The sequence below is a fragment of the Rhodococcus sp. NPDC019050 genome, assembly GCF_055664235.1.
The window spans coordinates 93269-118148 of the sequence record NZ_JBVOON010000007.1 but is presented as its reverse complement, the minus strand read 5'-3'; the positions used below and the strand labels follow the sequence as shown (position 1 = coordinate 118148).

At 66.4% G+C, this 24880-nt stretch carries 24 protein-coding genes; 9 read left to right on the top strand and 15 right to left on the bottom strand.

Annotation, left to right across the window (positions count from 1 at the left end):
• Positions 1-76: 76 nt before the first annotated feature.
• From AC0B44_RS10405 to AC0B44_RS10385, 5 genes are all read right to left on the bottom strand, one after another.
• Positions 77-445, bottom strand: coding sequence for a hypothetical protein (locus AC0B44_RS10405; RefSeq protein ID WP_471902812.1), 369 nt, complete (start codon positions 443-445; stop codon positions 77-79).
• Entirely contained in the window at positions 442-1146 is a 705-nt protein-coding gene (locus tag AC0B44_RS10400; protein WP_471902811.1) for an ABC transporter ATP-binding protein, read from the bottom strand. Before AC0B44_RS10400 ends, AC0B44_RS10405 begins: the two co-directional genes overlap by 4 nt.
• A complete protein-coding gene (locus AC0B44_RS10395; protein ID WP_471902810.1) occupies positions 1143-1886 on the bottom strand; it encodes an ABC transporter ATP-binding protein in 744 nt (247 codons plus the stop codon). Before AC0B44_RS10395 ends, AC0B44_RS10400 begins: the two co-directional genes overlap by 4 nt.
• Positions 1879-4149, bottom strand: a complete 2271-nt coding sequence (locus AC0B44_RS10390; RefSeq protein WP_471902809.1) for an ABC transporter permease — start codon at positions 4147-4149, stop codon at positions 1879-1881. The genes AC0B44_RS10395 and AC0B44_RS10390 overlap by 8 nt, the downstream gene beginning before the upstream one ends.
• A gap of 64 nt (positions 4150-4213) precedes the next feature.
• Positions 4214-5632 carry an ABC transporter substrate-binding protein gene (locus tag AC0B44_RS10385; RefSeq protein ID WP_471902808.1) on the bottom strand — a complete coding sequence of 473 codons (1419 nt, stop codon included), beginning with the start codon at positions 5630-5632 and terminating at the stop codon, positions 4214-4216.
• 266 nt (positions 5633-5898) lie between these two features.
• Here AC0B44_RS10385 and casG point away from each other — a divergent pair, with 266 nt between their 5' ends.
• On the top strand, positions 5899-7563 hold the full coding sequence (gene casG, locus AC0B44_RS10380; RefSeq protein ID WP_471902807.1) for a steroid-24-oyl-CoA synthetase: 1665 nt from the start codon (positions 5899-5901) through the stop codon (positions 7561-7563).
• A gap of 9 nt (positions 7564-7572) precedes the next feature.
• Here casG and AC0B44_RS10375 read toward each other — a convergent pair whose 3' ends face one another.
• Together AC0B44_RS10375 and AC0B44_RS10370 are read right to left on the bottom strand one after the other, a co-directional pair.
• The gene (locus tag AC0B44_RS10375; protein ID WP_471902806.1) at positions 7573-8487 is read right to left on the bottom strand and encodes an amidohydrolase family protein; all 915 of its coding nucleotides are present in this window, start codon (positions 8485-8487) and stop codon (positions 7573-7575) included.
• Positions 8488-8539: 52 nt separating this feature from the next.
• Positions 8540-9064, bottom strand: a complete 525-nt coding sequence (locus tag AC0B44_RS10370; RefSeq protein WP_471902805.1) for a ribonuclease H family protein — start codon at positions 9062-9064, stop codon at positions 8540-8542.
• 89 nt (positions 9065-9153) lie between these two features.
• On the opposite strand from AC0B44_RS10370, the gene AC0B44_RS10365 reads away from it, so the two are divergent.
• From AC0B44_RS10365 to AC0B44_RS10355, 3 genes are all read left to right on the top strand, one after another.
• A complete protein-coding gene (locus AC0B44_RS10365; RefSeq protein WP_471902804.1) occupies positions 9154-10089 on the top strand; it encodes a DNA-3-methyladenine glycosylase family protein in 936 nt (311 codons plus the stop codon).
• Positions 10090-10167: 78 nt separating this feature from the next.
• Complete coding sequence (locus AC0B44_RS10360; RefSeq protein ID WP_471902803.1) at positions 10168-10638, top strand: MarR family winged helix-turn-helix transcriptional regulator; 471 nt, start codon at positions 10168-10170, stop codon at positions 10636-10638.
• 81 nt (positions 10639-10719) lie between these two features.
• On the top strand, positions 10720-11229 hold the full coding sequence (locus AC0B44_RS10355; RefSeq protein WP_471902802.1) for an acyl-CoA thioesterase: 510 nt from the start codon (positions 10720-10722) through the stop codon (positions 11227-11229).
• 56 nt (positions 11230-11285) lie between these two features.
• Here AC0B44_RS10355 and AC0B44_RS10350 read toward each other — a convergent pair whose 3' ends face one another.
• From AC0B44_RS10350 to AC0B44_RS10335, 4 genes are all read right to left on the bottom strand, one after another.
• Positions 11286-12434 carry an acyl-CoA dehydrogenase family protein gene (locus tag AC0B44_RS10350; protein ID WP_471902801.1) on the bottom strand — a complete coding sequence of 383 codons (1149 nt, stop codon included), beginning with the start codon at positions 12432-12434 and terminating at the stop codon, positions 11286-11288.
• Between the two features lie 79 nt (positions 12435-12513).
• Complete coding sequence (locus tag AC0B44_RS10345; RefSeq protein WP_471902800.1) at positions 12514-14031, bottom strand: acyl-CoA synthetase; 1518 nt, start codon at positions 14029-14031, stop codon at positions 12514-12516.
• A 61-nt stretch (positions 14032-14092) separates the two neighbouring features.
• Positions 14093-14878, bottom strand: a complete 786-nt coding sequence (locus AC0B44_RS10340) for an enoyl-CoA hydratase (protein WP_471902799.1) — start codon at positions 14876-14878, stop codon at positions 14093-14095.
• Between the two features lie 88 nt (positions 14879-14966).
• Complete coding sequence (locus tag AC0B44_RS10335) at positions 14967-15938, bottom strand: LLM class F420-dependent oxidoreductase (protein WP_471902798.1); 972 nt, start codon at positions 15936-15938, stop codon at positions 14967-14969.
• 88 nt (positions 15939-16026) lie between these two features.
• Here AC0B44_RS10335 and AC0B44_RS10330 point away from each other — a divergent pair, with 88 nt between their 5' ends.
• The 3 genes from AC0B44_RS10330 (at position 16027) to AC0B44_RS10320 (ending at position 17727) form a co-directional block, all read left to right on the top strand.
• Positions 16027-16755: an MOSC domain-containing protein gene (locus AC0B44_RS10330; protein ID WP_471902797.1), complete on the top strand. Its 729-nt coding sequence runs from the start codon at positions 16027-16029 to the stop codon at positions 16753-16755.
• 88 nt (positions 16756-16843) lie between these two features.
• Positions 16844-17479, top strand: a complete 636-nt coding sequence (locus tag AC0B44_RS10325) for a hypothetical protein (protein ID WP_471902796.1) — start codon at positions 16844-16846, stop codon at positions 17477-17479.
• Positions 17479-17727, top strand: a complete 249-nt coding sequence (locus AC0B44_RS10320; protein WP_471902795.1) for a helix-turn-helix domain-containing protein — start codon at positions 17479-17481, stop codon at positions 17725-17727. Before AC0B44_RS10325 ends, AC0B44_RS10320 begins: the two co-directional genes overlap by 1 nt.
• A gap of 9 nt (positions 17728-17736) precedes the next feature.
• On the opposite strand, the gene fahA is transcribed toward AC0B44_RS10320, so the two are convergent.
• The 4 genes from fahA to AC0B44_RS10300 are packed head-to-tail and all read right to left on the bottom strand — an operon-like array spanning position 17737 to position 21524.
• Entirely contained in the window at positions 17737-18939 is a 1203-nt protein-coding gene (gene fahA / locus AC0B44_RS10315) for a fumarylacetoacetase (RefSeq protein ID WP_471902794.1), read from the bottom strand.
• On the bottom strand, positions 18936-20138 hold the full coding sequence (locus AC0B44_RS10310) for a homogentisate 1,2-dioxygenase (protein WP_439808473.1): 1203 nt from the start codon (positions 20136-20138) through the stop codon (positions 18936-18938). Before AC0B44_RS10310 ends, fahA begins: the two co-directional genes overlap by 4 nt.
• 52 nt (positions 20139-20190) lie before the next feature.
• Entirely contained in the window at positions 20191-21177 is a 987-nt protein-coding gene (locus tag AC0B44_RS10305) for a permease prefix domain 1-containing protein (protein ID WP_378528885.1), read from the bottom strand.
• Entirely contained in the window at positions 21174-21524 is a 351-nt protein-coding gene (locus tag AC0B44_RS10300) for a PadR family transcriptional regulator (RefSeq protein ID WP_378528884.1), read from the bottom strand. Before AC0B44_RS10300 ends, AC0B44_RS10305 begins: the two co-directional genes overlap by 4 nt.
• Positions 21525-21688: 164 nt before the next feature.
• Between AC0B44_RS10300 and AC0B44_RS10295 the strand changes: the two genes are divergently transcribed.
• Positions 21689-23032 (top strand): YhgE/Pip domain-containing protein, encoded by a 1344-nt coding sequence (locus AC0B44_RS10295; RefSeq protein WP_378528883.1) that lies wholly within the window; start codon positions 21689-21691, stop codon positions 23030-23032.
• A 187-nt stretch (positions 23033-23219) separates the two neighbouring features.
• Positions 23220-24779 (top strand): bifunctional 3'-5' exonuclease/DNA polymerase, encoded by a 1560-nt coding sequence (locus AC0B44_RS10290; protein ID WP_471902793.1) that lies wholly within the window; start codon positions 23220-23222, stop codon positions 24777-24779.
• Positions 24780-24880: the final 101 nt, after the last annotated feature.

Sequence of the window (24880 nt, the reverse complement as noted above, 5' to 3'; positions counted from 1 at the left end):
CTCGACTCGAATCACAGCAGGCCCGGCCTCGACGAATGTCGGGGCCGGGCCTGCTGTTTCGAATCCGGAGAAGCGATCAGATCTTGTCGTGCGACAGGGCCTCGACGATCCGCTCGGTCTGCGCGTTGCCTTCGAGCAACTGACGTACCAGCCACAGCCTCAGAACCTTCGCCACCACCGACGCGATGTAGACGGCCGCACCGATCAGCGTCAGGGCGACGAAACCCATGCTCAGCAACTGATACGACAGAAGGTCCCGTAGGTCCGACAACCCCAGCGACGCGATGTAGACGACGAATGCGGCTGCCGCACCGACGACCATCAACACGAGGCCGACGATGCGGCCGATCCCGCCGGATCCGCCGGTCGCGGTACCGAGACCCAGCGCCGCCACGTCCTGCTTGAATTGCTCACGTCGTTCGTCGACCGCAGTGGTCATCCTCATCCTCCTAGATAGCTGGTAGACAGTTCTTCTTCGATCTCCGCCGGATCGCCCGTGCGCACCACGCGGCCCTGCAGCATCAACGCGGCACTGGTGGCGATGGGCAGGACCGCCCGAGCGAACTGCTCCGCAACGAGAATCGATACTCCTTCCGCCGCAAGCTCTCCCACGATGTCGTATATCTGCGAGACGATCCGCGGGGCGAGCCCCATCGACAGTTCGTCGAGCAGGAGCACCGTGGGATTCGTCCCGAGCGCCCGCGACAGCGCGAGCATCTGTTGCTCGCCGCCCGACATCGATCCGGCGAGTTGGGTGCGGCGTTCGCCGAGGACGGGGAACCGCGTGTAGGCGACGTCCTCGAGTTCGGCCAGTGGGACGCCCGTGCCGGTCGCGATCCACAGGTTCTCGCGCACCGTGAGGTTGGGGAACACGCCCCGGCCCTCGGGGATCGAACAGATCCCCAGTCGCGCCAACTCGGCCGCAGATGCCCCGTTGACGACATGACCACCGATCCGGAGTTCACCGGACGAGACGGGGTGGATGCCGGAGCACACCTTCAGCGTCGTGGTCTTGCCGCCTCCGTTGGGTCCGAGCAGTGCGACGACCGTCCCGGCAGGAAGCGCGAGGTCCACCCCGTGCAACACCTCGATGGAGCCGTATCCGGCACGGACGCCGGACAGTTCGAGCAGGGGTTCGGGGCTCATACCGCCTCCTTCTCGGTTCCGATGTAGGCATTGATCACTGCGGGGTCGTTCTTGATCTCGTCGGGAACGCCACTTGCGAGCACCGCGCCGTAGTCGAGCACGTGGATCGTGGAACAGATCTTCATCACCAGCGGAATGTCGTGTTCGACGAGGCAGATCGCGAGTCCGTCCGCCGCGAGGCCGGACAGCAGTGCCGCGAACTCTTCGGTTTCCTGCTCCGTCTGACCGGACGCCGGTTCGTCGAGCAGCAGGACCCGCGGATCGGTCATCAGTGCTCGTGCCACCTCGACGACACGTGCCCGACCGGTCGGGATGTCGGAGACGTCCCGGTCGGCGATGTCGCGGAGACCGGTCAGTTCGAGCAACCGATCAGCTTCCGCTTCCACGTCGATGTGCTTGCGTGAGTTGGCATTGTGGATGTCGCCGGCGACCCGGAGGTTGTCGCGCACCGACAGCGACACGAACAGTTCGAGACGCTGGAACGTGCGCGCGAGACCCAGTCGAGCCCGCTTGTAGGGCGCCAGCGTGGTCACGTCCCTGCCGTCGACGAACACTTTGCCCGCGGAGGGTTTCTGTAGTCCGGTGATCGTGTTGAACAGGGTGGTCTTGCCGGCACCGTTGGGCCCGATCAGGCCGGTCACGGTTCCACGACCCACTTGTATGCTCACGTCCTTGACGGCCACGTGTCCGCCGAAACGGACGGTGACACCGCGGGTTTCGAGAATCGGCATGTCAGCCATTGGTGACCAGCTCCTTGTCCGCACGGGCGGGCGGGGTCGACAGGTACCCGGAGATACCCAGCTCACGATCGATCTCGTCGCGCACCGCCTCGCTGTAGGGCTCGTCGACGCCCAGCCGTTCCGGGATCAGCGGGCGACGTCGTGCCGCCTCGTCTGCACCGAGCACCGCTTCCAGCATCAGCCACTGCCCCATCACCGGGAGAATGAACACCGTCGCAATGGTGATCGAGGCGAACCACCAGTTGTCGAGTGCTCCGACGAGCGCGAGCACGTACGACACGAGGACCACCGCGCCGCCACCCATCAGGACGGGTTTCGCGTCGGCGAGACGGCGATAACCCTCGACGACCTGGTGGACGCTGCCGCTGGGGTTGGCGGCGACACCGATACCGATCAGCGCCGGGCTCACCGCCGCGACGTGCCCGAGGAAGGTCCACAGACCCGCGATCTCCGGTTGCGCGGACGCGAGGTTCGAGAACGACGTCATGATGACCGCGAACCCGACGCCCGACAACAGGCCGCCGAACAACGCGCCCGATACGTAGCCGATACCGGCCACCACGGTGAGCATCAGCAGCGACAGGCTGACCATGATCGAGAAGCTCTCGTTGGACACCGATCCCATCGCGCTCGCCATGAACAGGCCACCCAGTCCCGCGATACCGGCCGAGAGAGTGAACACGCCGAGCTTGAGCCGGACCAGGCTCTGCCCGAGCATCGCCGACGCGGCGGGGCTGTCCTTCATCGCCGCGAGGCGACGTCCGTACCCGCTGTTGCGCAGCGCGATGACGCCGACGCCGAGCGCCGCGAAGATCACCGTGACCGTCATGAGGAAGACGGTGTGGTTGCGCAGATCGAGTGGCCCCACCTTCAGCGGGGGTATCGCGATGTTCCCGTCGGTGAAGATGGAGAACCTGATGCCGAACAGTTCGTGCACGGTGGTGTCGCGCAACACCATGTTGGACAGGAACACTCCGAACGCCATGGTGGCCAACGCCAGGTAGAGGCCGCGAAGCCGGAGCGCCGGCAGCGCGATGAGGCCACCGACGACCGCGGTCGCTGCGACTCCCAGCGCAACACCCCACAGGTTCAGATGTGCCGCGAGCCCGGTGCCGGAGATTCCGAAATGGAACGCGACGATGGTGGCGATCGCACCGAAAGACACCGGCGCCAAGTTCATCTCGCCGGCGTACCCGGTCAACAGGGTCAGCGACAACGCGATGATGGCGAAGGTCATTCCGATCGTCAGAGTGGTGATCGCCGAGGTGACCATCAGCAGGCGGATCGCGTAGACGATCACGACCAGAGCCACCGCCCACGCGACGGCCTTGCGCACCGACGGCACGTGGTAGCGCTCCCGGGTCCGGGTCACCGCGCCGCGCAAGCGGTCCTGCGGCAGAACGATCAGCACGACGAACAGCGCGATCATCGGCAGGGACACCCGCAGGTTCGACGTCCACGTCCACGCCGTCGGGAAGTACGCGAGCACATACGTTGCGGCCAGGCCGAGGAACACGGCACCGGCGAAGGTGCGCGGAATGCTCCGGAGGCGGCCGAACATCGCGGCTGCGAACGCGTCGATGACCAGCAGCGTCAGCATGTTCGCTTCGAGCGTGCCGCCGTTGATGGGTGTCACGAGAATGCCCGCGAGGACCGCGAGGGTCGAGCCCATCACCCACGACAGCGCCGCGAGCCGATCCGGGTCGTGACCGTTGAGCCGCAACAGATCCGGATCGTCGACAACTCCGCGCATGGCGACACCGGCGCGTGTCCGGGTGAACATGACCCGCAGTCCGAGCGCGATGAGGATCGCGACCGCGATACAGATCAGCTCGTGGTAGCGGATCCCCACACCGAAGAGTTCGATGCCGTTCTGGTCGCCGAAGAACATCGTCATCGTCCGGGCCTGCTCGGGATGCCAGAACCAGTGCGACACCGACAGCATGCCCAGCAGGATCGAGACCGTGACGACGATCTTGGTGACCTCGGCCGTATTGCGCATGCCGCGCATGATGAGGATGTAGAGCAGCAGTCCCACCGCCGGTCCGATGACGCCGAGCACCAGGATCAGCGCCACCGGCGTGGGCAGGCCCCAGCCGTAGCGGAGCTGCCAGTATGCGAACGCTCCCAGCATGGCCTGCGCGCCGTGCGCGAAGTTGAAGATGCCCGACGTGTTGTAGGTGAGAACGAGGCCCGATGCGGCGATGGCGTACACCGATCCGAGCACCAACCCCACGATCGTGAAGGTCAGGAAGGTATCCATACAAGTACCTCTGCTCGAGGGTGCCGGCGGTCGTGTATCACGCCGCCGGCACCGGTCGAACGGATCAGGCGGTCGGCCTGATGACGTTCGGATTCAGGTATTTCGTGGCGATCCGATCCGGACCCAGTTCCGTGCCCCACGTCGATGCGTCGGTGGCGACCAGGTACCGGTCGTCACACTTGAACTCGGCCGCGTCCGCGGGGAACGCCTGCGAGTAGTCGGCACCCTTCAGCGACACCACGAGTCCGCAGGTGGCCGGCATGTTGGCACCCGGATCGGTGACGGCGTGCAATCCGCCGCCGTCCCATTCGTGAATCTGCGAGAGTTCGTCGATCATGCACTGCCTGGTCAGACCCGATCCGCATTCCTTCGCGGCCGTCGCCCACAGCAGGAAGGAGGACGTGGCCTGCATGCCGAGGAGTGCGGTCTTGCCGCCCGCCTCGGTGACCAGTTCGGTGTACTTCTTCACCGCCGGCACGGCGTCCGCGTTCTCGAGCATCTGGAAGGTCATGCCCGCATGCATGTTGTCGAGCAGACCGGTCTCGCCGTTCCAGGTGGGCACCGCGTTGGCGTACCAGGTGGCCTCGCCCAGGAGGATCGGATCGATGCCGACCTGATCGAGTGCCTTCACGAAGTTGAATTCCGCGGGCACCGGCGAGCGGGACGTCCACAGGCCCTTAGCGCCGCATTGCTTGATCTTCTCGGCGAACGGGACGTAGCTCGATTCACCGTCGTAGTTGAGCGTGACGCCGCAGTTCTTCAGCGTGAACCCGGCTGCCGCGGCGATCGAGCGGGCCTTGGTGTTCGCCGTGATGATCGTGGGCATCGTGCTGTCGACGACGTCGAATTCACCGACGAGTTCCGGATACATCTCCGCGATCTGGAACCACTGCGATCCGTTCGCGTAGTCGACGGGGAAGGGAACACCCTGGTAGGTCATCGGTCCGTTCGCGGCGTCGGGCGAGACGGTGAATGCCGGGACGGCCGCGAGGTTGCAGGCGACACGGGTCTGCTCGGACGTCTGATCCATTGCGAATCCGTGGCCCACCAGCATGAACTCGGAGGCACACGCGTTCTGCACGACAGCGTTGGCCTGCATCATTGCGGCGTCGTAATGGGTGCCGACGATCCGGCGGCCGTTGATGCCGCCCTGCTCGTTGCACCAGTCGATCATGGCAGCGACGGCGTCGCCCATTTCCTTGTTCAGGCCCGGGCTCTTCGCAAAGCCGCGGTCGTCGCCGTAGCCGATACGGATTTCGGTGTCGCTCACACCCTGATCGGTGGTCCCTCCGGCATCTCCTGCACCACAGGGTGATTCGAGGGTGCCGAACGACGTCTCCGACGTCTGCGCCGACGCTCCGGCCGCGGCGGGTGCTCCCGCGGACACGACCGCGTCACCTTCCCGATCGGACGCACAGGCGGATGTCACCACCAGGGCGGCGGCCAATGTCGCCACCAGCTTCGTAGTAGAGCTGCGTTTCACTGCGAGGTCTCCTTGATCTCAAACCGAGCCCCGCTCGAATACTGTGGACGGCGAGGGCCGAAGCATCACATCGGCGTGTCGGGTGACGCGAAGGTAGCCAGGGCGACCTGGCCCACCTTGAACACTCCCGGTGAGTGAGACCAGCAAGTGACCGCCACCACAGGTCTACCATCCAGTGGCATGGTTCACTCCCACTGCCCGTGGAGACGTGACATCTTGTGCGTCACGTGACACGAGTAGTTGTCGGCAACCGGAAAGGCTCGTCCATGACAGCGCCAGCAGATCTCCAGCAAATGCTGATCCAGGTGACTTCGAAACTCACCGGCCCCGGAGGGCGATTCGAAATCGTCGAGGAGGAGGTGCGCGGAAACCGCATGCCGGTGATCCGCAACCGCGATCGGAAGGTCGGCGACCTCGTCGCCGCGTCCAAAGCATGGGGAGACCGCGACTACCTGGTGACGGTCGATCGCCGCATCTCGTTCGCCGAACACGCCGACGCCGTCGCCGCGGTCGCGACCGCGATGCGCGACGAGTACGGCATCGAAAAGGGAGACCGGGTCGCACTGCTCGGCGCCAACTCACCCGAATGGGTCATCGCGTTCTGGGCTTCCCAGTGTCTCGGTGCCGTCGCGGTCGGACTCAATTCGTGGTGGACGCCGGCCGAACTCGAGCACGGCATCGGCATGGTGCGGCCGAAGATCGTCGTCGCCGACGCCAAGCGCGCCGAAGTGCTCGCCAAGGTGCAGGTCTCGGGGTTCACCGTTCTGACCGTCGAAGACGACCTGCCCCGCCTGGTCGCCGAGGGGGCCGGCGCCGACCTTCCCACGGCCGACGTCGACGAGGACGATCCCGCGGTCATCCTCTTCACGAGCGGAACGAGCGGCCGGCCCAAGGGAGCGCTCCATTCGCAGCGCAACCTTCTTGCCGTGGTGGATTACCACCGCTACTCGGACGCGATGGTCGCGCACATGTACGGCCGGACCTACGACGACTCCGTACCGAGTGACAACCGGTACCTGCTCACCTCACCGCTGTTCCACATCGCGAGTCTCCACAATCTCGCCGTGCCGCGCCTGGCCACGGGCAGCACCGTCGTCCTGACCGAAGGCCGCTTCGACATCGATCAGGTCTTCGGGCTGATCGAACGCGAAAAGGTCACCAACTGGGGTGCGGTCCCGACCATGGCCTCGCGCATGCTCGAACACGAGGACACCGATCGCTACGACCTGTCGTCTCTCACCGCGTTCGCGTTGGCGTCCGCACCCTCATCTCCCGCATTCAAGAAGCGACTGCGCGAAAAGTTCCCCTTCGCGGACCGGGCACTCGTCGACAGCTACGGCCTCACCGAATGCAGCACCGCCGTCGCGGTCGCCACGGCAGGCGAACTCGAGGCGTTCCCCGGCACCCTCGGAAGTCCGATCCTCACCGTGGCGATGGAGATCCGAGATCCCCTGGGAGACAGGGTTCCCGACGGCGTCGAAGGCGAAGTCTGCGTCCGCAGCCCGTTCGTGATGCTCGGCTACTGGGAGGACGAGGCCGCCACCGCCGCCGCGATCACCGAAGGCGGATGGTTGCGTACCGGCGACTTCGGAATCCTCGAACACGGCCGGCTCAGGCTGACGGGACGCCGGTCGGATCTGATCCTGCGCGGCGGGGAGAACGTGTACCCGACCGAGATCGAGCAGGTCCTCGACGAGCATCCGGCCGTACAGGAATGCGCGGTGATCGGCGTCGACCACGACGACCTCGGCCAGGAAGTAGCGGCGGTGGTCGTGCTGCATTCCGGCCACGACGCGAGCGAGCAGGAACTGCGCGACTTCTGCGCGGAGCGCCTTTCGTACTACAAGGTGCCCGCACACTGGCGGATCACCCGCGAGGAGCTGCCCCGTAATGCGACCGGCAAGATCCGGCGCCGCGACGTGACCGTGTAGGAATCCGTCTCACGGACGAAGGTCGTCCGGCACCGGCGAGCGGTCGCGTTGTTCGATTCCGAACAACGCGGCCGCGTTGTCGTGACAGACCTCCCGCAGCCAGTCCGAATCGGGCGCGACACGTGCGAGTGCTTCCAGTTGATGGAGGTAGCTGTAGGGAATATTGGGAAAGTCGGTGCCCAGCAGTATTTTCGATCGCAGCGCGTCGAGCTTCGGCAGGGCATCACGCGGAAACGGCGTGGCCTCCTCGACGAAGTCGGTGAACGCCATCGTCGTGTCGAGGTGCACCCGCTCGTACTTCTCCGCGAGGTCGAGGAAATCCACGTACTCGGGCAGCCCCATGTGCGCGACGATCACCGTCAGCCGTGGATACCGGCGCAACAGTTCGGCCATCGGTTCCGGACCGGTGTGGGTGCCCGGCGCCGGACCCGAACCGCAATGCACCACGATCGGCACCGCCGCGTCCTCGAGGGTCCCCCACACCTCGCCGAGCAGCGGATCGAGAGGCGTGTAGTCGCCGACCTGCACGTGCGATTTGAAGACCCTCGCACCTCCGTCGAGCGCAGCGGCGACATACGCTCCCGCCCCGGGTTCCGGGTAGAAGGTCGCGGTGTGGAGGCACCCGGGAGTGCGCTCGGCGAACTCGGCCGCCCACGAGTTGAGCCACGCCGCCATGCCGGGCTTGTGCGGGTACACCATCGAGGTGAAGTACCGCACGCCGAACGCCCGGAGTTGCGCGACGCGCTCGTCTTCGCTGGTCCGGTAGGAAATCGGCCAGTGCCGGCCCACCAACGGTCCGGCCGAATCGAAGTACGCCCACACCTTGTCCATGACGTTCGCGGGCATGAAGTGGGTGTGTACGTCGACGAGTGTGTCGATGCCGTGCTCCCGCCGGAAGCGCGCAATCTGGTCGGCCTCGCTCATGCCGTGACCGTACCCGAGCGGGCAGGGTCCGAGGCCGGGCGTACCGGAGCCGTCAGAACAGCGTGAGCTCGGCGTCCTGGACTCTCGCGGTGTCGGCGCGCGCCACCGAGCGCGGCAGCGGCTCGGGGATCTCGATCGGCCCGGGACGGGCGGCCATCTCGCGCGCCGCCTCCCCCGCCAGGGTGTCGGCAACTTCGTTGAAGTGATTGCCGACATGCCCGCGCACCCACCGGAACCGCACCGGCCCGGTGCGCTCGACGAGTTCGCGGTCGATCGCCCGCACTAGTTCGAGGTTCTTCACGGGTGAACCCGTGGACGTCTTCCAGCCCTTGCGTTTCCACCCGGGCAGCCACTCGGACGCGCACTTGATGGCGTACTGCGAGTCGGATTCGATGATCATGGGCTCGGCGCCCGGATGGGCGCGCAGCGCCTCGAGGACGGCGCGCAGTTCGGCGATCTGATTGGTACCGGAGCGTTCACCTCCCGATGCGCTCGGTCCCTCGTGATTGACCCACGCCCATCCGATGGCGCCGCCTGGATTGCGCAGGCAGGATCCGTCGGTGCTCACGATGATCATGTCGCCGACCATAGCCTTTCCGTCCGACACCGGGAAACCGTCGCGGCCGTCACAGAAGACCTGCAGGTACAGAGGGGTACGGTGAGTCTGTGACCGCGTCCGTCAACGATGCCGCACCTGTCGACACTCTCGTGAGAGTGCCCGGGCCCGTCGACGTCGGACAAACCCTACGCCCGCTGCAGCACGGCCACTACGACCCCTGTCACCGCCGCGACGGCAGCGCCGTGTGGCGGGTTTCCCGGATGGAGTCCGGGCCGGTGACCTACCGGATCACGCAAGCCGGGTCCGATTCCGCCCGCTGCCTGGCGTGGGGCCCCGGCTCCGCCGAACTGATCGAGAGGCTGCCCGCGCTGCTCGGCGCACACGACGACCCCTCCGGTTTCGCTCCTGCTGATCCCGCACTCGCCGAGGCACACCGCCGGATGCCCGGACTGCGCATCACCCGCACCGGCCTCGTCCTCGAGTCGCTCGTCCCCGCGATCCTCGAACAGCGTGTGCACGGCATCGCGGCGTTCGCGTCGTGGCGCCACCTCGTCACGCGGTTCGGGGAGCCCGCGCCCGGCCCCGCCCCGCACGGCATGCGGGTGCCACCGAGCGCTGAGGTGTGGCGGCGGATTCCGTCGTGGGAGTTCCATCGCGCGAACGTCGACCCCGCCAGAGCCAAGACCATCGTTCGGTGCGCACAGTCGGCCGACTCCCTCGAACGGCTCGTCGACCGCGACCCGTTGAGCGCGAGACGTGGGCTGCGCACGGTGCCCGGCGTCGGAGTCTGGACCGCCGCCGAGGTCGCGCAGCGCGCTTTCGGTGACGCCGACGCCCTGTCGGTCGGCGACTATCATCTGGCCACCGTCGTCGGCTGGGCACTGCTCGGCGCCCCGCTCGACGACGCCGGCATGATCGAATACCTCGAACCTCTTCGCCCACACCGGTATCGAGCGATCCGGCTTCTCGTCGAATCCGGAGGGTATTCGAGCGTCCCGCGACGTGGTCCACGTACCGCGGTCACCGATCACCGCCGCCACTGATCACGGCGAGTCCGAGCAGCGCCGAGTCGCGCGACGTGACCGACACCCAGTACTACCGACCGTAAGGAGGTGCACCCCATGTCCGACCCCGACAACTATCCGGTGCCGACCCGGCTCGACCACCTCCCCAGCTTTGTGCTGACACAATCGGCGATGCGGGTGCACCGCATGGTGTTCGACCGTCTCGACGCCGCGGGCGCCCGCGGACACCACTACCGGATGCTCTCCGCCCTCGAAGAATTCGGTCCCTCGAGCCAGGTCGAACTCGGACGCCGGTGTGGCCTGGACCGCAGCGACGTCGTGGCGTGCATCGACGCACTGGCCGATCGCATGTACGTCCGGCGTGCGCCCGACCCCCGGGACCGCCGGCGCAACATCGTCAGCCTCACGCGAAAAGGCCGCGACCGCCTCACCGAACTGGAACGCGTGCTCACCGGCGTGCAGGACGAAGCGTTCGCTCCACTCGACGCCGCCGAACGAGAGCAACTCGTCACCATGCTGACGAAGATCATCGCCCACCACACCCGGGCATCCGACCGGCAGGCGTAGGCGCGCGGTCTTCGGACCGTCGTACGCTGGATGGGTGTGATCGGCAGAGATCCTGCAGGTCCCACCCCCGAAAGGATCCACGTGGAAGCAAAAACCTGTAGCGAATCACGAGTTGTCAAGACCAACAGGGTCTTTCCCAACGACGTCAACGATCACAACACGCTCTTCGGCGGCAAGTTGATGAGCGATATCGACATGACCGCGTCGATCTCGGCGACCCGCCACAGCCGCGCATCCGTCGTGACGGCCTCGACCGATTCTGTGGCGTTCCTCGCACCCGTGCACCAGACCGACTCGGTGTGCCTCGAGTCGTTCGTCACCTGGACCGGCCACAGTTCGATGGAGGTGTTCGTCAAGGTGACCGCCGAGAATCTTCGCAGCGGAGAGCGCCGTATCGCAGCGACTGCGTTCCTGACCTTCGTGGCGATCGACGACGACGGACGCCCCACCGCGGTGCCGCCGGTGATCCCGGAGTCCGACGAGGAGCGCAAGCTCAACGCATCCGGTGAGGCGCGCGCCGAACATCGCCGCGCACACCGTCGTCAGAGTCAGGAGATGGCCGCGTACCTCACCACGGAACGGCCGTGGTGAGCTACGCCGCACCACACTCGTCGACGAACACGAGCAGCGTCCGGTAGGACTCCGGTCTAGAGCGACCGGGCGATGAGCACCTTCATGACCTCGTTCGCTCCCGCGTAGATCCGCTGGACCCGGGCGTCCTCGTACATCCGCGCGATGAGGTATTCGCGCATGTAGCCGTAGCCGCCGTGCAACTGGACACACCGGTCGACGACCTCGCACTGCTTGTCGGTGAGCCAGTACTTCACCATCGCCGCGTCGGCGGGGTCGAGTTCGCCACGCAGGTGCTGCTCGATGCAGTGATCGAGGAAAATGCGACTGGTGCGGGCGATCGTCTGGCATTCGGCGAGTTCGAAAGCGGTGTTCTGGAACTCGAAGAGGCTGTGGCCGAACGCTTGCCGCGCCTTGGTGTAGCGGACGGTCTCCTCGACCGCGCGCTGCATGGCACCCGCTGCCTGCGCTCCGATGATCAGGCGTTCCTGCACGAGTTGCGCCATGAGCTGCGAAAAGCCCTGACCTTCTTCGCCCAGCAGGTTCGACACCGGCACCCGCACATCCGTGAACGACAGTTCCGAGGTGTCGGCGGCATGCTGGCCCACCTTGTCGAGCACGCGCCCGACCGCGAAGCCCGCACAGTCACGCAGGTCGACGATGAGCAGCGACACACCCTTGGCGCCGGCCTTCGGGTCGGTCTTGACGGCGAGGACGATCACGTCGGCCGACGAGCCGTTGGTGATGAACGTCTTCGATCCGTTGACGACGTACTCGTCACCGTCGCGGATGGCGGTGGTCTTGATCGCCTTGAGGTCGGAGCCGGCGCCCGGCTCGGTCATGCCGATCGCACCGAGGATCTCGCCGGTTGCCATGCCGGGCAACCAGGTCCGCTTCTGCTCCTCCGTCCCGTACTCCAGGATGTAGTGCGCGACGATCCCGCTGTGCACGGAGATTCCGAGTGCGAGGTCGCCCGAGTAGCCCTGCGCCTCGAACACCGCGAGGTCGTGCGCAAACGTACCGCCACCGCCGCCGTACTCTTCGGGCACCGAGCACAGCAGCAGACCCAGCTTGCCTGCCTCGAGCCATACGTGGCGGTCGATGCGACGCTGCTCGTCCCACTTCTCCGCGTGTGCCATGACCTCGCGTTCGAAGAAGTCACCGGCCAGTTCCGACAGTGCCCGCACCTCGTCGTCGTGCCACGACGGCACGTGCTTGTTCCTCATGGGTTCCCTTCGTTGATCTCCGGCCGGTTCGGCCGGATGTCACAGTCGCTCGGTCGGACTGCGCCGGTCCGGCATCCGGTCACACAGCGCGCAGTTCCCGTTTGAGAAGCTTGCCGCTCTGGTTGCGCGGGAGAGTATCCGCGAAACGGATGATCTTGGGCACCTTGAACGGCGCGAGCCGGGCGCGGACGTGTTCGACGAGTTCACGCTCGGTGACGGTGTGGCCGTCCTTGAGCACGACCACGGCGGTGACCGCCTCGATCCACTTCTCGTCGGGTGTCCCGATCACGGCGACCTCGGCCACGGCTGTGTGCGTGTAGAGGGCGTCCTCGACCTCGCGGGAGGCGACGAGGATGCCACCGGTGTTGATCACGTCCTTGATCCGGTCGACGACGGTGATGTAGCCCTCGGGATCACGCGTGACCAGGTCGCCCGAGTGGAACCAGCCGTCACGGAAGGCGTCCGCGGTCGCCTCCGGGTTCTCCCAGTACCCCAGGCACAACTGCGGCGACCGGTAGAGCACCTCGCCGGGCTCACCGTCGGGAACGTCGTTGCCCGCGGCGTCGACCACACGGGTCTCGACGAACAGCACTGCTCGGCCGCACGACGAGGGTCGGTCGGCGTGCTCGTCGGGCCCCAGCACGCAGGCCAGGGGGCCGATCTCGGACTGCCCGAAGCAGTTGTAGAAACCGAGATCCGGGTAACGCTCACGCAACCGGTTCAGCACCGTGACCGGCATGATCGACGCGCCGTACTGCGCTTTGCGCAGCGACGACAGGTCGCGGGTGTCCAGGTCGGGGTGGTTGGCCAGGGGAACCCAGACGGTGGGCGCGAGGAACAGCGATCCGATGCCCTCGGCTTCGATCAGCCGCAGGATCTCCGGGATGTCCGGCGCCGGCATCAGGGTGATCGTCGCGCCGACGGCGAGGTACGGCAACAGGAACACGTGCATCGCCGCGGAGTGGTACAGCGGCATGCAGATCAGCGGGTTGTCGTCGGCGCGCAGGTCGAGCGCGACCATCGACGACGTGTACTCGTGGACGAGAGCACCGTGAGTCATCATGGCGCCCTTGGGCTTCGAGGTGGTACCCGAGGTGTAGAGCAACTGCACCAGGTCGGAGTCCGAGGCCGCCGCGTCGAGTTCGGGCACGGGGCCGCTCGTCACCTGATCGAGCAGGGATCCGTCCGCGTCACGCAGCACGAGTACGTGTTCGGCCGGCACGTCGTCGAGGACCCGGTCGAGTTCGTCTCGCAGCGCCGGATCGACGAGGACCGCCGCGGCACCGGACTGGGCGAGGAGGTACGACAACTCCTCGCCACGCAGGGCGTAGTTGATCGGCACGTGCACGAGACCCGCGCGCGCCGCGCCGAGGTAGCCCAGAACGTAGGCGTCGGAATTGGTGCCGTACCCGGCGACCCGGTCGCCCGCGGCGAGGCCGAGAGACAGCAGATGCGCGGCGGTCCGGGATACGGCGGCGTCCAGTTCCCGGTAGGTGAGGCTGCGATCCGCGAACCGCAGCGCGACGCGTTCGGGGGACCTGGCAGCGGAACGGTGCACAATGCCGTCGACGGTGTTCGCGCGGGGATCGGGGCTCATGCCGTCACGTTATAGGACGTCCAACAATTGGTCGAGACCTAGCGCTCGATAAGCAGCGCCGTCACCGTCCCGTCCATTCCGGCGCCCGCTTCTCGAGGAAGGCGGACATACCTTCCTGGGCGTCGTCGATGACCGCGTTGGCCGCCATCGTCTCCGCCATTTCTTCGTATGCGGCGTCCTGGGGAAGCTCGATCTGCCGGTAGAAGGCCTGCTTGCCGATCCGCACCGTGGCCGGGGACGCGGCCGCGATCTTCGCGGCGAGCGACGTCGTCTCGGTGTCCAGCGCGCCGGCCTCCACGACGATGTTCACCAGTCCCCAGTCGGCCGCCGTCCGGGCATCGATCGTCTCACCGGTCAGCAGCATCTGCAGCGCGCGTTTGCGTCCGACGGCGCGGCTGACCGCGACCATCGGCGTGGAGCAGAACAGGCCGATGCGCACACCCGGCGTCCCGAATTCCGCGTCGTCGGCGGCCACCGCGAGGTCGCACGAGGCGACCAGTTGGCAGCCCGCGGCCAGCGCCGGTCCCTGCACCGACGCGATCACGGGCTGAGGGATCGCCTGGACGGTCTTCATCATCTCGTTGCAGGTGTCGAAGATGGCCCGTTCTTCTTCGAGCGTTCGCCCGATCATGTCGCGCAGGTTGTGTCCCGCCGAGAAGACCGGCCCCTCCGCACGGATCACGATCACCTTCGTATCCGCGGACAGCGCGATCAGACCCGCGATCACCTCGCGCATCGTGTCCACGGACAGCGGATTGCGCTGTTCTGGCTTGTTGAGCGTGAGTACGCCGATTCCACTGGCGTCGTCGACGGCGACGAGCACGGGCGCGGTACTGGTGTCGGTCATGGGTCCCAGCCTGCCGGACCGGACCGACGTGCACCACCGCGACACCCGGAGCGGTGCCGAACACGACCGTGGAATCGGCGCAGGAAGCTCAGCGCGGTGCGAGTGCCCTGATCATCGGTGCGGGATCCTCGGACGGCAGCAACGCGATCGCGGGCGTCGTCACGCCGTTGTCCATGTAGCGCTCGACGTGCTCGCGGCATTCTTCCGGAGCACCGTGCACGACGAGATCGTCGACCACCCGATCCGGGATGGCCTCGAGCGCACCCTTGCGGTCGCCTTCTGCCCACAGTCGCCACATTCCGGCGAAATCGTCGGATCGTCCGAGGAATTCATGGAACGCGCGGTAGACCGGAACGTTCATGTACGCGGCGATCATTCGGCGCCCGATCGCGCGGGCGGTGTCGGCGTCCAGACCCGGGAGCACGAAGATCCGCGCGACGATCTCCTTGCCCGCGCCACCTTCGTTCACATACGGGGCGACGGTGCGGACGTCCTCGGCGGAGAGCCAGTTGATGATCGCGCCGTCGGCCTCCTTGCCGGCGAGCCGGAGCATGCCGGGCCGCAGGGCCGCGAGCAGAAGCGGCGGGGCAGGGTCCGGGACCAGACCTGCGCGGAATCCCTGGACGGAGAACGTGTCGTATTCGTGGGTCACCTTTTCACCGGCCAACGCGGACCGCAGGAAGCGCAGCGTGTCGCGGGCGCGCTTGAACGGTTCCTCGAAGGGGATCCCGTTCCACTTCTCGACGATGACGTCGGAAGACGTGCCGACACCGAGGACGAACCTGCCCGGCGCCGCGGCCGCCAGCGTCGCGGCGGACATCGCGAGCGTCGCCGGCCCGCGGGTGTAGACCGGGACGATCGCGGTGCCCAACCGGAGCGTGGGAGCCCAGGTACTCGCCAGCGCGAGGGGCGTGAAGGCGTCTCCGGCGCCGGCCTCGGACGACCACACGTCGGTGTAGCCGAGATCCGGCAGTTCTTCGATCACCCGCCGCTGCTGGTCGAACGGGATGCCGTCGAGCGGAATGGTGATACCCCAGCGCCGTGTCGTGTTGTCCGTCATGGCGGACACCTTAGTCACCATGTGGGCCCGGTCACCCCGGTGCGCTGTCCTCCCTGGTTGCCCCGGCCGCGCCGTATGCTGGCACGTTGTGCGAATCGGTCAGCTGTGGCGTTATCCGGTGAAGTCGTTCGGTGGAGAGCGGATGGACGCGGCCACCGTCGAGTCGGACGGGCTGCGCGGGGACCATGTATGGGCGGTCGTCGATCCGGAGACCGGCGATGTCGCAAGCGCAAAGCGGTTCCGCCGGTGGGGCTCTTTGCTGTCGTGCCGTGCGCGACTGCTCGACGAAGTCGATCCACGCGACCCTGCCGCACTCGAGATCACGCTTCCGGACGGCACCGTCGTCCACGGTGACGACGCCGCTCTCGCGGATCTGCTGTCGGAGATCACCGGGCGGCCCGTCAGGCTCGAGGCGCAACCCCGCACGTACGACGAAGCGCCGCTTCATCTCTTGTCCACATCGGCGGTAGAAGGCCTGGGCACGGGTGACACGCCGGCGGTCGCTCTGCGCAGGTTCCGGCCGCAGATCGTCGTCGAATCCCCCGCGCGGGCTGGCTTCGTCGAGGACGAGTGGATCGGGAAACCGGTCGGGATCGGTTCCGCCGTGGTCGAACCGAGCAAGCTCACCACGCGCTGCGTGATGGTGACCCTCGCCCATCAGGAAGTGCCGGCGCGGCGCGAGATGCTGCGCACGGTGATGGCGCGGCCGGTCGCGCCCGAGATTGCGGGCGACGAACCCGGTGCCTGCATCGGGGTCTACGCGACCGTCACCCAGTGCGGTCTCATCGCGGTGGGGGACGCGATCGAGATCGGATAGTCGGCCTGCCGCCACCCATAGACATATCGTTTTTCGATGTGTATAACGAATATCGATAATATCGACATTCGTTATACCGGGAGGCACCATGGACACCGCCGAATTGGAAGTGGTCACGCCCGTCGAGACATCCAAGAAGGACCGCAAGGACCTCTGGTGCTCGATCGCGGTATTCACGATGGTCGCCGTGGTCGTAGTCGCCAACTATCTCGTCGGACTCCTCGACGACCTGAAGAGCGGGACCGTGACCGCGCGGATCGAATTCGGCGACGTACCGCCTCCGAACATGGCCTCCCCCAACGGAACCGAGGTTTTCGTCGCATCGACGACCGATATCGTCCTCCGAACCGACACCGTCTCGCCGGTAACCGTCGGCTTCCTCCGCAGCGCCGACGCGCTGGAAACGATCGGCTATCTCACGGTTCTCGGTCTACTCACGTGGGTCATGGTGCGGTTCCTGCGCGGAAGGATGTTCGACCGAGGCGCAGTCCGCGGAGTCTGGGCCGCGTCCATCGCCGCTATCGTCACGATCATCGCCCCCACCTTCCCGCGCGTGCTCGGCTCCAATCTGGTCGTCCGGGATCTGGCCTGGCAGGACCTCGGCTATGCACAACTCGGTCCCGAGTGGTGGTACGGCTACGTCTTCTGCATGGCCCTTTCCGCGGTGGCGGTGGCGCTTCGCATCGGCAGTCGTATGGCTCGCGACAACGCGGGACTCGTCTGATGCCGCCCGAACCCGACCATGCCGTACGGTGCCATCTGGACGACCTGCTCGCGTCACGCGGAATGACGTTGGCGCACTTGGCGGATCAGGTGGGCGTGAGCGTCGTCAACCTGTCGGTGCTCAAGAACGGGCGCGCGCGGGCGATCAGGTTCTCCACGCTCACCGCCGTATGCCGTGCCCTGAACTGCACTGTCGGAGAGCTTCTCTCGGTCGACGAAGAACCTGACGCGACCAGGAAAGCCGACTGACGAGATTCCTCAACTCCCCGCGCCGGTGGCGGGCAGGATGCGTGCGCGGACCTCCCCGAATCCGATTCGGGTGCCGTTGCGGCCCGGAGCCGTAGCCGAGATGGCAATCTCGTCGCCGTCTTCGAGAAACGTGCGCATCTCGTCCCCGACCCGCACCGGTTCTGCACCACCCCAAGTCAGTTCGATAAAAGCGCCACGCTGGTCCTTCTCCGGCCCGGAGACGGTGCCGGAACCGAACAGATCACCCGTCCTCGTGGCCGCTCCGTTGACCGACGTGTGGGCGAGCATCTGCGCCGGCGACCAGTACATCTGCGCGTACGGGGGACGCGACACGACGTGACCGTTCCATTCGACGGCGAGATCGATGTCCAGACCCCACTTCTCGTTGCCCTGCAGATAGGGCAGCGGCTCCGGGTCCTGCACCGGCGTGTCGATCCGCGCGGCCTCGAGAGCAGCAAGCGGCACCACCCACGGAGAGATGGACGTGGCGAACGACTTTCCGAGATTGGGCCCGAGCGGCACGTACTCCCACGCCTGGATGTCGCGGGCCGACCAGTCGTTGAGGATCACCGCGCCGAAGCAGTGGTCGGCGAACTCGTCGGGAGCGATCTGCGAGCCCATCGGCGAGCCGACACCCACGACGAATCCCATCTCCGCTTCGATATCGAGGCGGACGGACGGGCCGAAGACGGGAACCTCGTCGTTCGGTCCCTTGCGCTGGCCGCACGGGCGAACGATGTCCACACCCGAGGCGACAACGGTGCTCGACCTGCCGTGATACCCCACGGGCAGGTGCTTCCAGTTCGGCATGAGCGGGTCGGGATTCTGCGGGCGGAACAGCCGGCCCAGGTTCGAGGCGTGGTTCTCGGAGGCGTAGAAGTCGACGTAGTCGGCCACCTCGATGGGAAGGTGCAGCGTGACATCGTCGATCGAGAACACCGCGTCGTCGTCGAGATCGCCGATGATCGCATTCTTGATCGCTGCGCGAACTTCATCCCACCGTGCGCGTCCCTGAGACATGAACGCGTTGAGCGACGGTTCGGCGAAGACGATGTCGTCGAACAACCGGCTCAGGTCGAGAACCGAATCCCCCACGCGGACACCGACACGCGGCTCGGTATCCGCGGTGGAGAAGATCCCGTAGGGCAGGTTGTCCGGTCCGAAGAGTGAGCCCTCGGGGATCGCGATGACAGCGCGTCGTGGGTGGGTCATTCCCCTGCTCCCGGAGTGCGACTCCAACTGCGCGCATAGGACGGGTCCTCGCAGGCGAGTGCACCTTCACCGAGTTCGAGCGGGCGGAAGGTGTCGACCATGACGGCCAGTTCGTCGAAGTACCCGACACCGATGCTGCGCTCGTAGGCACCGGGCTGCGGACCGTGCGCGTGACCGCCCGGGTGGACGGAAACCGACCCCTGCCCGATGCCCGAACCCTTGCGGGCTTCGTAGTCTCCGCCGCAATAGAACATCACCTCGTCCGAATCGACATTGGAGTGGTAGTACGGCACCGGAATCGCGAGCGGATGGTAGTCCACCTTGCGGGGCACGAAATTACAGATCACGAAGTTGTTGCCTTCGAACGCTTGATGCGTGGGTGGCGGCTGATGGACACGGCCGGTGATCGGCTCGAAGTCGTGAACGGAGAACGTGTACGGGTACAGGCAGCCGTCCCACCCGACGACGTCGAAGGGATGATGCGCCAGCACGTATCGCGTGCCGACAATCCCGCGTGACGTGCGGTGCTTGACGAGGACGTCGACGTTCTCCTCCTCGACCTGTACCGGTTCCGCGGGACCGTGCAGGTCGCGCTCGCAGAAGGGAGCGTGCTCGAGGAACTGCCCGTACTTCGACAGGTAACGCTTCGGCGGAGCAATGTGGCTGTTCGCCTCGATGATGTAGGCACGCAGTGGTTCGTCACCGGTCGGCACCCAGCGATGCGTGGTGGCTGCCGGCAGCAGCACGTAGTCGCCGGGTTTCGCCGAAAGAGTGCCGAAAACTGTGTGGACATCGGCGGTTCCGGACTCGACATACACCATTTCGTCGCCGACCACGGTGCGGTAGAGCGGTGATTCCTTCGACGAGACGACATATGAGATCCGCACGTCCGGGTTCCCGAGGATCAGACGACGTCCGGTGACCACGTCGGTCTCCGACCAGATCTCCGGGGGGAAGAGCTTGTGGAGTTCGAGGTGCCGTGGTGCGAGCGGGTGGTTCGGCGCGGTGTTCTGGTCGCCGAGTTCCCATGTGGTGGCGTCGGCGATCGCGGACGGGATGTACCGGTGGTAGAGCAGCGACGAGTCCGAGGAGAATCCCTCCTCGCCCATCAATTCCTCGTAGTAGAGGGCGCCGCGGTCGTCCCGGTGCTGGGTGTGACGCTTGGGCGGGATGACGCCGAGCTGTCGGTAGAACGCCATGGTTCGACTCCCGGGGGTTCCTGGGGTGGTGCCGCGCAGGTCGGTGACGACGTTACAGCGACACCGCCGCCGACGAGCGGGACAGCGGGCGCAGTGCTTTGAACCACGCCTCACCGATGCTCCACGCCGCCACCACCACGACTACGACGAGGATCCCCTGAGAGAAGCGCGCCATCTGTTCGGGTCCGCCCGCGAAGGTGACACCCGAAAAAACGGCGTCGAAGAACGCAGGGTTGAGAAACCTGTCGCTCGACAGCAGCCAGACCAGCGGAATCGCGAGAAGCAGGTTGAGAACGGTGTCGACGCCGGCCAGCAGAATCGTCCGGCGCCGGACCGTGTACTTGACGATCTCGAACACGGCCTCGAGCGCCAGTACGGCGAGGAGCACCGGCATCCAGAAGTTCCACAGGTCCGGTGCGATGAACGGGATCGGGGCACCCTCGGAGTCTTCGAAGGAAGAGGACGTCCGCTGCGCGATGAACACCACGATGAGGAACACGAGCATTCCGACGGAAAAGACGGTATCCCCCAGCGACACGCGTCCGTTGGTGACGGACTGCGGTAGCCGGTCGACGGTCCACTCGGCGGCGAAATCCTTGCGACGGGTGCCGTTGCGCTCCAACACGGCGAAGACGACCGTGACCCAGAAAACGATCTGCAGGGCCACTTCCACGGTGCTGGACAACCCCGTGACGAGCACCTCGACGCCGGTACTGCCCCCGATGAGGTCGACCACGAGCAGGATCGCCCCGACGAGAGGAGCAATCCACAACAGCGCCTTCAGCAGGCGCCACCAGTCGAGGAAGAACTCGGGCCCGATCAGGTACATGGGGCGTCCCGCGAGCCCTGCCGCGAGTCGGTCCGGATCGCCGAGGTCGGTGAGTACCGCGGCCTCCGCATCCACCGGTGACTCGCCCGCCGCGATCCGGGCGTCGACGGCGTCCGCGATCGAGCCGCGGAGTTCACGGCCGATGTCCTGATGCTTGTCGGCAGGAAGGCTGCGCAAAGCTGCGGCGATGTAGCGGTCTGTGAGCGTCATGATGCGCCTTCTTCCGAGGTGGATGCGATGGCCTGCAAGGTGCGAGCGAGACCCGACCACTCGTCGAGGAGCCGCCGCGCAACTTCCGCGCCGGCTTCGGAGGTCCGGTAGAACTTGCGTGGTCTCGCCTCGTCGGTGTTCCACTCGCTGACGAGCAGGCCTTGCTTTTCGAGTCGTCGCAGCAACGGATACAGCGTGCCGGCGTCGACTGCGATTCCGGCGGCTGCGAGAGCCTCGAGCAATCCGTAGCCGTAGCCGGGAACGCGCAGCATCAGGAGGCTCGCGACGACGACGGACCCTCGTCGCACCTCCTGGTCGTGCCCGGCATACTCATCAAGATCACTCATGCGGCTCACCATACTGTGTGAGACACACTATTGTGAAGAGCCGGAGTCCTGTATCCATTGCTGGGTTGGTTCACCCCGGCGTGACCCACGCTTTCTCCACGCGCCCCATGTGCACTCCGCCACTTGGTTCTACGAATCAGCACACACGTGTGCACAATCGACGGGTGAGTTTTTCCGACATCCCGGTCGATCCACATCGACACACCCTGCGGGGCGCCCGGTTCTGGCTGGCACCACTCGTGGTGGTCACTGCGGTGATGGCTGCGTTGGGCTATTTCTACCTGGGCAGCATGCTCGAGCCGTCCGAGAATCTCCGCGAGTTCCCGATGGCGATCGTCAACCAGGATGTCGGCGACGTCATGCCGGGAGCCGATGCGCGCCGCAACCTCGGATCCGAGATCACCGCCGCGGTGCTCGACGGCGTCGATTCCGAGCGCATCGCTCTCCAGGAAATGGGGATAGCCGCAGCGCACCGCGGCCTCGACACCGGCGAACTGTACGGCGCGATCGTGATTCCGAGCGATTTCACGAAGCGAACGTCGATCCTCGCGCAAGCCAGCGTCGTCCCGGGTGACATCGAGAAACCCGTCATCACCCTCTACAGCAACCCCCGCACCGGAACGTTCGCGTCAGCCATCGTCGGGATCATCGGTGACGAGGCGCTGACCGCAGTCAACAAATCGGTGGGTGAAGAACTCACGAAGACCGTCCGTACGACACTTGCGGAGACCGCGCCCGATCTCCAGCTCTCGGGCGGTAGCGCGCTCACACTTGCTGAGCCCATCAACGTCCTGGACGTCGAGCACAAACCCCTGCCTGCCCACACCGGTTCCGGACTGTCCGCGTTCTACTACACGCTGCTTCTGATCCTGGCGGGCTTCACCGGCGCGACCATCGTCAGTTCCATCGTCGATTCCGCGCTGGGGTTCGTGCCCACCGAATACGGACCGTTGTACATCACCAAGGAAACCACCAGGATGTCGCGACTTCAGGTGCTGTTCCTCAAGTGGGGCATCCTGGTCGTCCTCGCACTGGTCGTGTCCGCGCTGTACCTGGGGATCGGCACGGCGCTCGGGATGCCCGTGCCGCGCCCGCTGTTGCTCTGGGAGTACGGCGCCCTCGCCATCTCCGCGGTCGGCATCACCTCGCTCTCGGTGATGTCCGTGTTCGGACCCGCCGGACTGATCGTGAACCTGATGCTGTTCATCGTGCTGGGACTGCCGTCCTCCGGCGGCACGATTCCGATCGAGGCGTCGCCGCCGCTCTTCGAGTGGCTCGCCACCTTCGAACCGATGCATCAGATCTACCTCGCGGTGCGCGCCATCCTCTACTTCGACGGCAACCTTTCCGCGGGCCTCGCCGAAGGCACGAAGATGACCCTCGTGGGTCTGGGTGTCGGCCTGTTGATCGGTGTGGTGGTCACCTGGATCTACGATCGGCGCGGATTCCACCGTCTCGAGGATGCGCCTGCGACCACACGCATCCTGGAGAGCGTCAAGATCGGATAGTCCCGGCACAACGGAACCCCACCGCATGTCGGGGTTGCGGCGGGGCTCCGCACGACCACCGTAGCCGCGCTGCGGAGCCCGGGGCCGCCTGTCTTGGGTGAAACGGGGGGTGAAGACGATCTTGGGCCCGACGGGCCGGAGGCCGGGCGGCGGAGAAGAGCCACACCTCGAGAGGCACACTTGAGCGGTGCGCACGGTTGTCGTTCCTCATCCATCCGGTAGCGGTGCCGTACGCGGCGCCAGTACCGTCACCGTCGACGAGAACGGAACCCCCGACGCAGCGGTGCGACATCATCGCGACCTCGCGGCCGCGGTGGCCGACATCGAAGCCTCCGATCGTCCCCGATGGGTGTGGACGTCCACTTCGTCGGTGTACGGCGAACTCCTTCGTGCCGGCGTGCGCGTCCAGCGATGCCACGACCTGGCGACGACGGGCGCAATCCTGAGCATGCGCGAGGGGCTACCCCCTCCGCCCGCCGACGACCCGGTCGACGAGCGCCCCGGCTTGTTCGACGCAGCACCGGCCGTGGACCTCGACACCGTGATCTCCCGGTTCGCCGACCAGCGCCGCCGCATCGCCGGTGATCCCCGTCTGGAGTTACTCGTGGCCGCGGAGTCGGCGGGGACGTTGGCCGCTGCCGAAATGGGGTTCGGCGGACTGCCGTTCTCGGCCGAATCCCATCGACGCCACCTCGAACGCACTCTCGGACCACGGCCCACCGGCTACGAGATGCCCGCCGGCATCGTCGCCGTGACCGAGGAGATCGGGTCGGCGTTCGGCCGCCCGGTCAATCCCGCCTCGCATACCGAGGTACTCGACGCCTTCCGGCGCGAAGGCATCGAAGTGCAGTCCACGCGCAAGCACATCCTGCAGGAGATCGACCATCCTGCGGTGCCGCTGCTTCTCCGGCACCGCGACCTGGCGAAACTGTTCAGCACCAACGGGTGGCACTGGCTCGATACTTGGGTGCACGGCAACAGGTTCCGGCCGGTCTATGTCCCCGGCGCCGTCGTCTCGGGCCGCTGGGCAAGCCGCGGCGGCGGTGCACTTCAGATCCCGAAAGCGCTCCGCTCGAGTGTGGTTGCCGACCCCGGGTGGACGTTCGTCGTCGCCGATGCGGGGCAACTCGAGCCGCGGATCCTCGCGGCGATGTCCGGTGATCCCCGGATGGTCGCCGCCGCGGGCGAGGACGACCTGTACGCACCCGTTGCCGCCACCGCGTTCGCCGGCGACCGCGCGAAGGCGAAAGTCGCGGTGCTCGGAGTGCTGTACGGCGCGACCTCCGGTGACTCCCGGTCGCTGCTCGCGGTCCTTCGAAAGAGCTTTCCCGACGCGGTGGAATTCGTCGAGCGTGCAGCGAAGGCCGGTGAACGCGGGGAGGTCGTGCATTCGTGGCTCGGGCGCGCCTGCCCGCCCGCACCGCCGGGTTTTCAGTCCGGGCCCGACGTCCGTGCCCGCGGCCGCTTCACCCGGAACTTCGTCGTGCAGGCCACTGCCGCCGAGTGGGCGCTGTGCCTCCTCGCCGAACTGCGGCGACGGCTGACCACCGATCCCGACCCGACCGCAGGCGAGCTCGTGTTCTTCCAGCACGACGAAGTCGTGGTGCACACCCGCAACCCCGCGCTCGCGTCCGCGCACATCTCCGCGTCGGTCGACGTCGCCACCCGATTGATGTTCGGCAATACGCGGGTCCGCTTTCCGATGAAGACAGCCGTGCGCACGACCTACGCCGACGACCCGGAGTAAGCGTCTCGCAGTGGTGACGGGCCGGTCCCGGGCAGGCGACACGGCAACAGAGAGCACTGCTCTTGACTCTGCCCCGCCAACCGGCGCACACTGGCTCTCAA

Coding starts and splice junctions, on each gene's coding strand:
- AC0B44_RS10405 (WP_471902812.1), bottom strand. CDS start 445: ATGAGGATGACCACTGCGGTCGACGAACGACGTGAGCAATTCAAGCAG.
- AC0B44_RS10400 (WP_471902811.1), bottom strand. CDS start 1,146: ATGAGCCCCGAACCCCTGCTCGAACTGTCCGGCGTCCGTGCCGGATAC.
- AC0B44_RS10395 (WP_471902810.1), bottom strand. CDS start 1,886: ATGGCTGACATGCCGATTCTCGAAACCCGCGGTGTCACCGTCCGTTTC.
- AC0B44_RS10390 (WP_471902809.1), bottom strand. CDS start 4,149: ATGGATACCTTCCTGACCTTCACGATCGTGGGGTTGGTGCTCGGATCG.
- casG (WP_471902807.1), top strand. CDS start 5,899: ATGACAGCGCCAGCAGATCTCCAGCAAATGCTGATCCAGGTGACTTCG.
- AC0B44_RS10375 (WP_471902806.1), bottom strand. CDS start 8,487: ATGAGCGAGGCCGACCAGATTGCGCGCTTCCGGCGGGAGCACGGCATC.
- AC0B44_RS10370 (WP_471902805.1), bottom strand. CDS start 9,064: ATGATCATCGTGAGCACCGACGGATCCTGCCTGCGCAATCCAGGCGGC.
- AC0B44_RS10360 (WP_471902803.1), top strand. CDS start 10,168: ATGTCCGACCCCGACAACTATCCGGTGCCGACCCGGCTCGACCACCTC.
- AC0B44_RS10350 (WP_471902801.1), bottom strand. CDS start 12,434: ATGAGGAACAAGCACGTGCCGTCGTGGCACGACGACGAGGTGCGGGCA.
- AC0B44_RS10345 (WP_471902800.1), bottom strand. CDS start 14,031: ATGAGCCCCGATCCCCGCGCGAACACCGTCGACGGCATTGTGCACCGT.
- AC0B44_RS10340 (WP_471902799.1), bottom strand. CDS start 14,878: ATGACCGACACCAGTACCGCGCCCGTGCTCGTCGCCGTCGACGACGCC.
- AC0B44_RS10335 (WP_471902798.1), bottom strand. CDS start 15,938: ATGACGGACAACACGACACGGCGCTGGGGTATCACCATTCCGCTCGAC.
- AC0B44_RS10325 (WP_471902796.1), top strand. CDS start 16,844: ATGGACACCGCCGAATTGGAAGTGGTCACGCCCGTCGAGACATCCAAG.
- AC0B44_RS10320 (WP_471902795.1), top strand. CDS start 17,479: ATGCCGCCCGAACCCGACCATGCCGTACGGTGCCATCTGGACGACCTG.
- fahA (WP_471902794.1), bottom strand. CDS start 18,939: ATGACCCACCCACGACGCGCTGTCATCGCGATCCCCGAGGGCTCACTC.
- AC0B44_RS10310 (WP_439808473.1), bottom strand. CDS start 20,138: ATGGCGTTCTACCGACAGCTCGGCGTCATCCCGCCCAAGCGTCACACC.
- AC0B44_RS10305 (WP_378528885.1), bottom strand. CDS start 21,177: ATGACGCTCACAGACCGCTACATCGCCGCAGCTTTGCGCAGCCTTCCT.
- AC0B44_RS10300 (WP_378528884.1), bottom strand. CDS start 21,524: ATGAGTGATCTTGATGAGTATGCCGGGCACGACCAGGAGGTGCGACGA.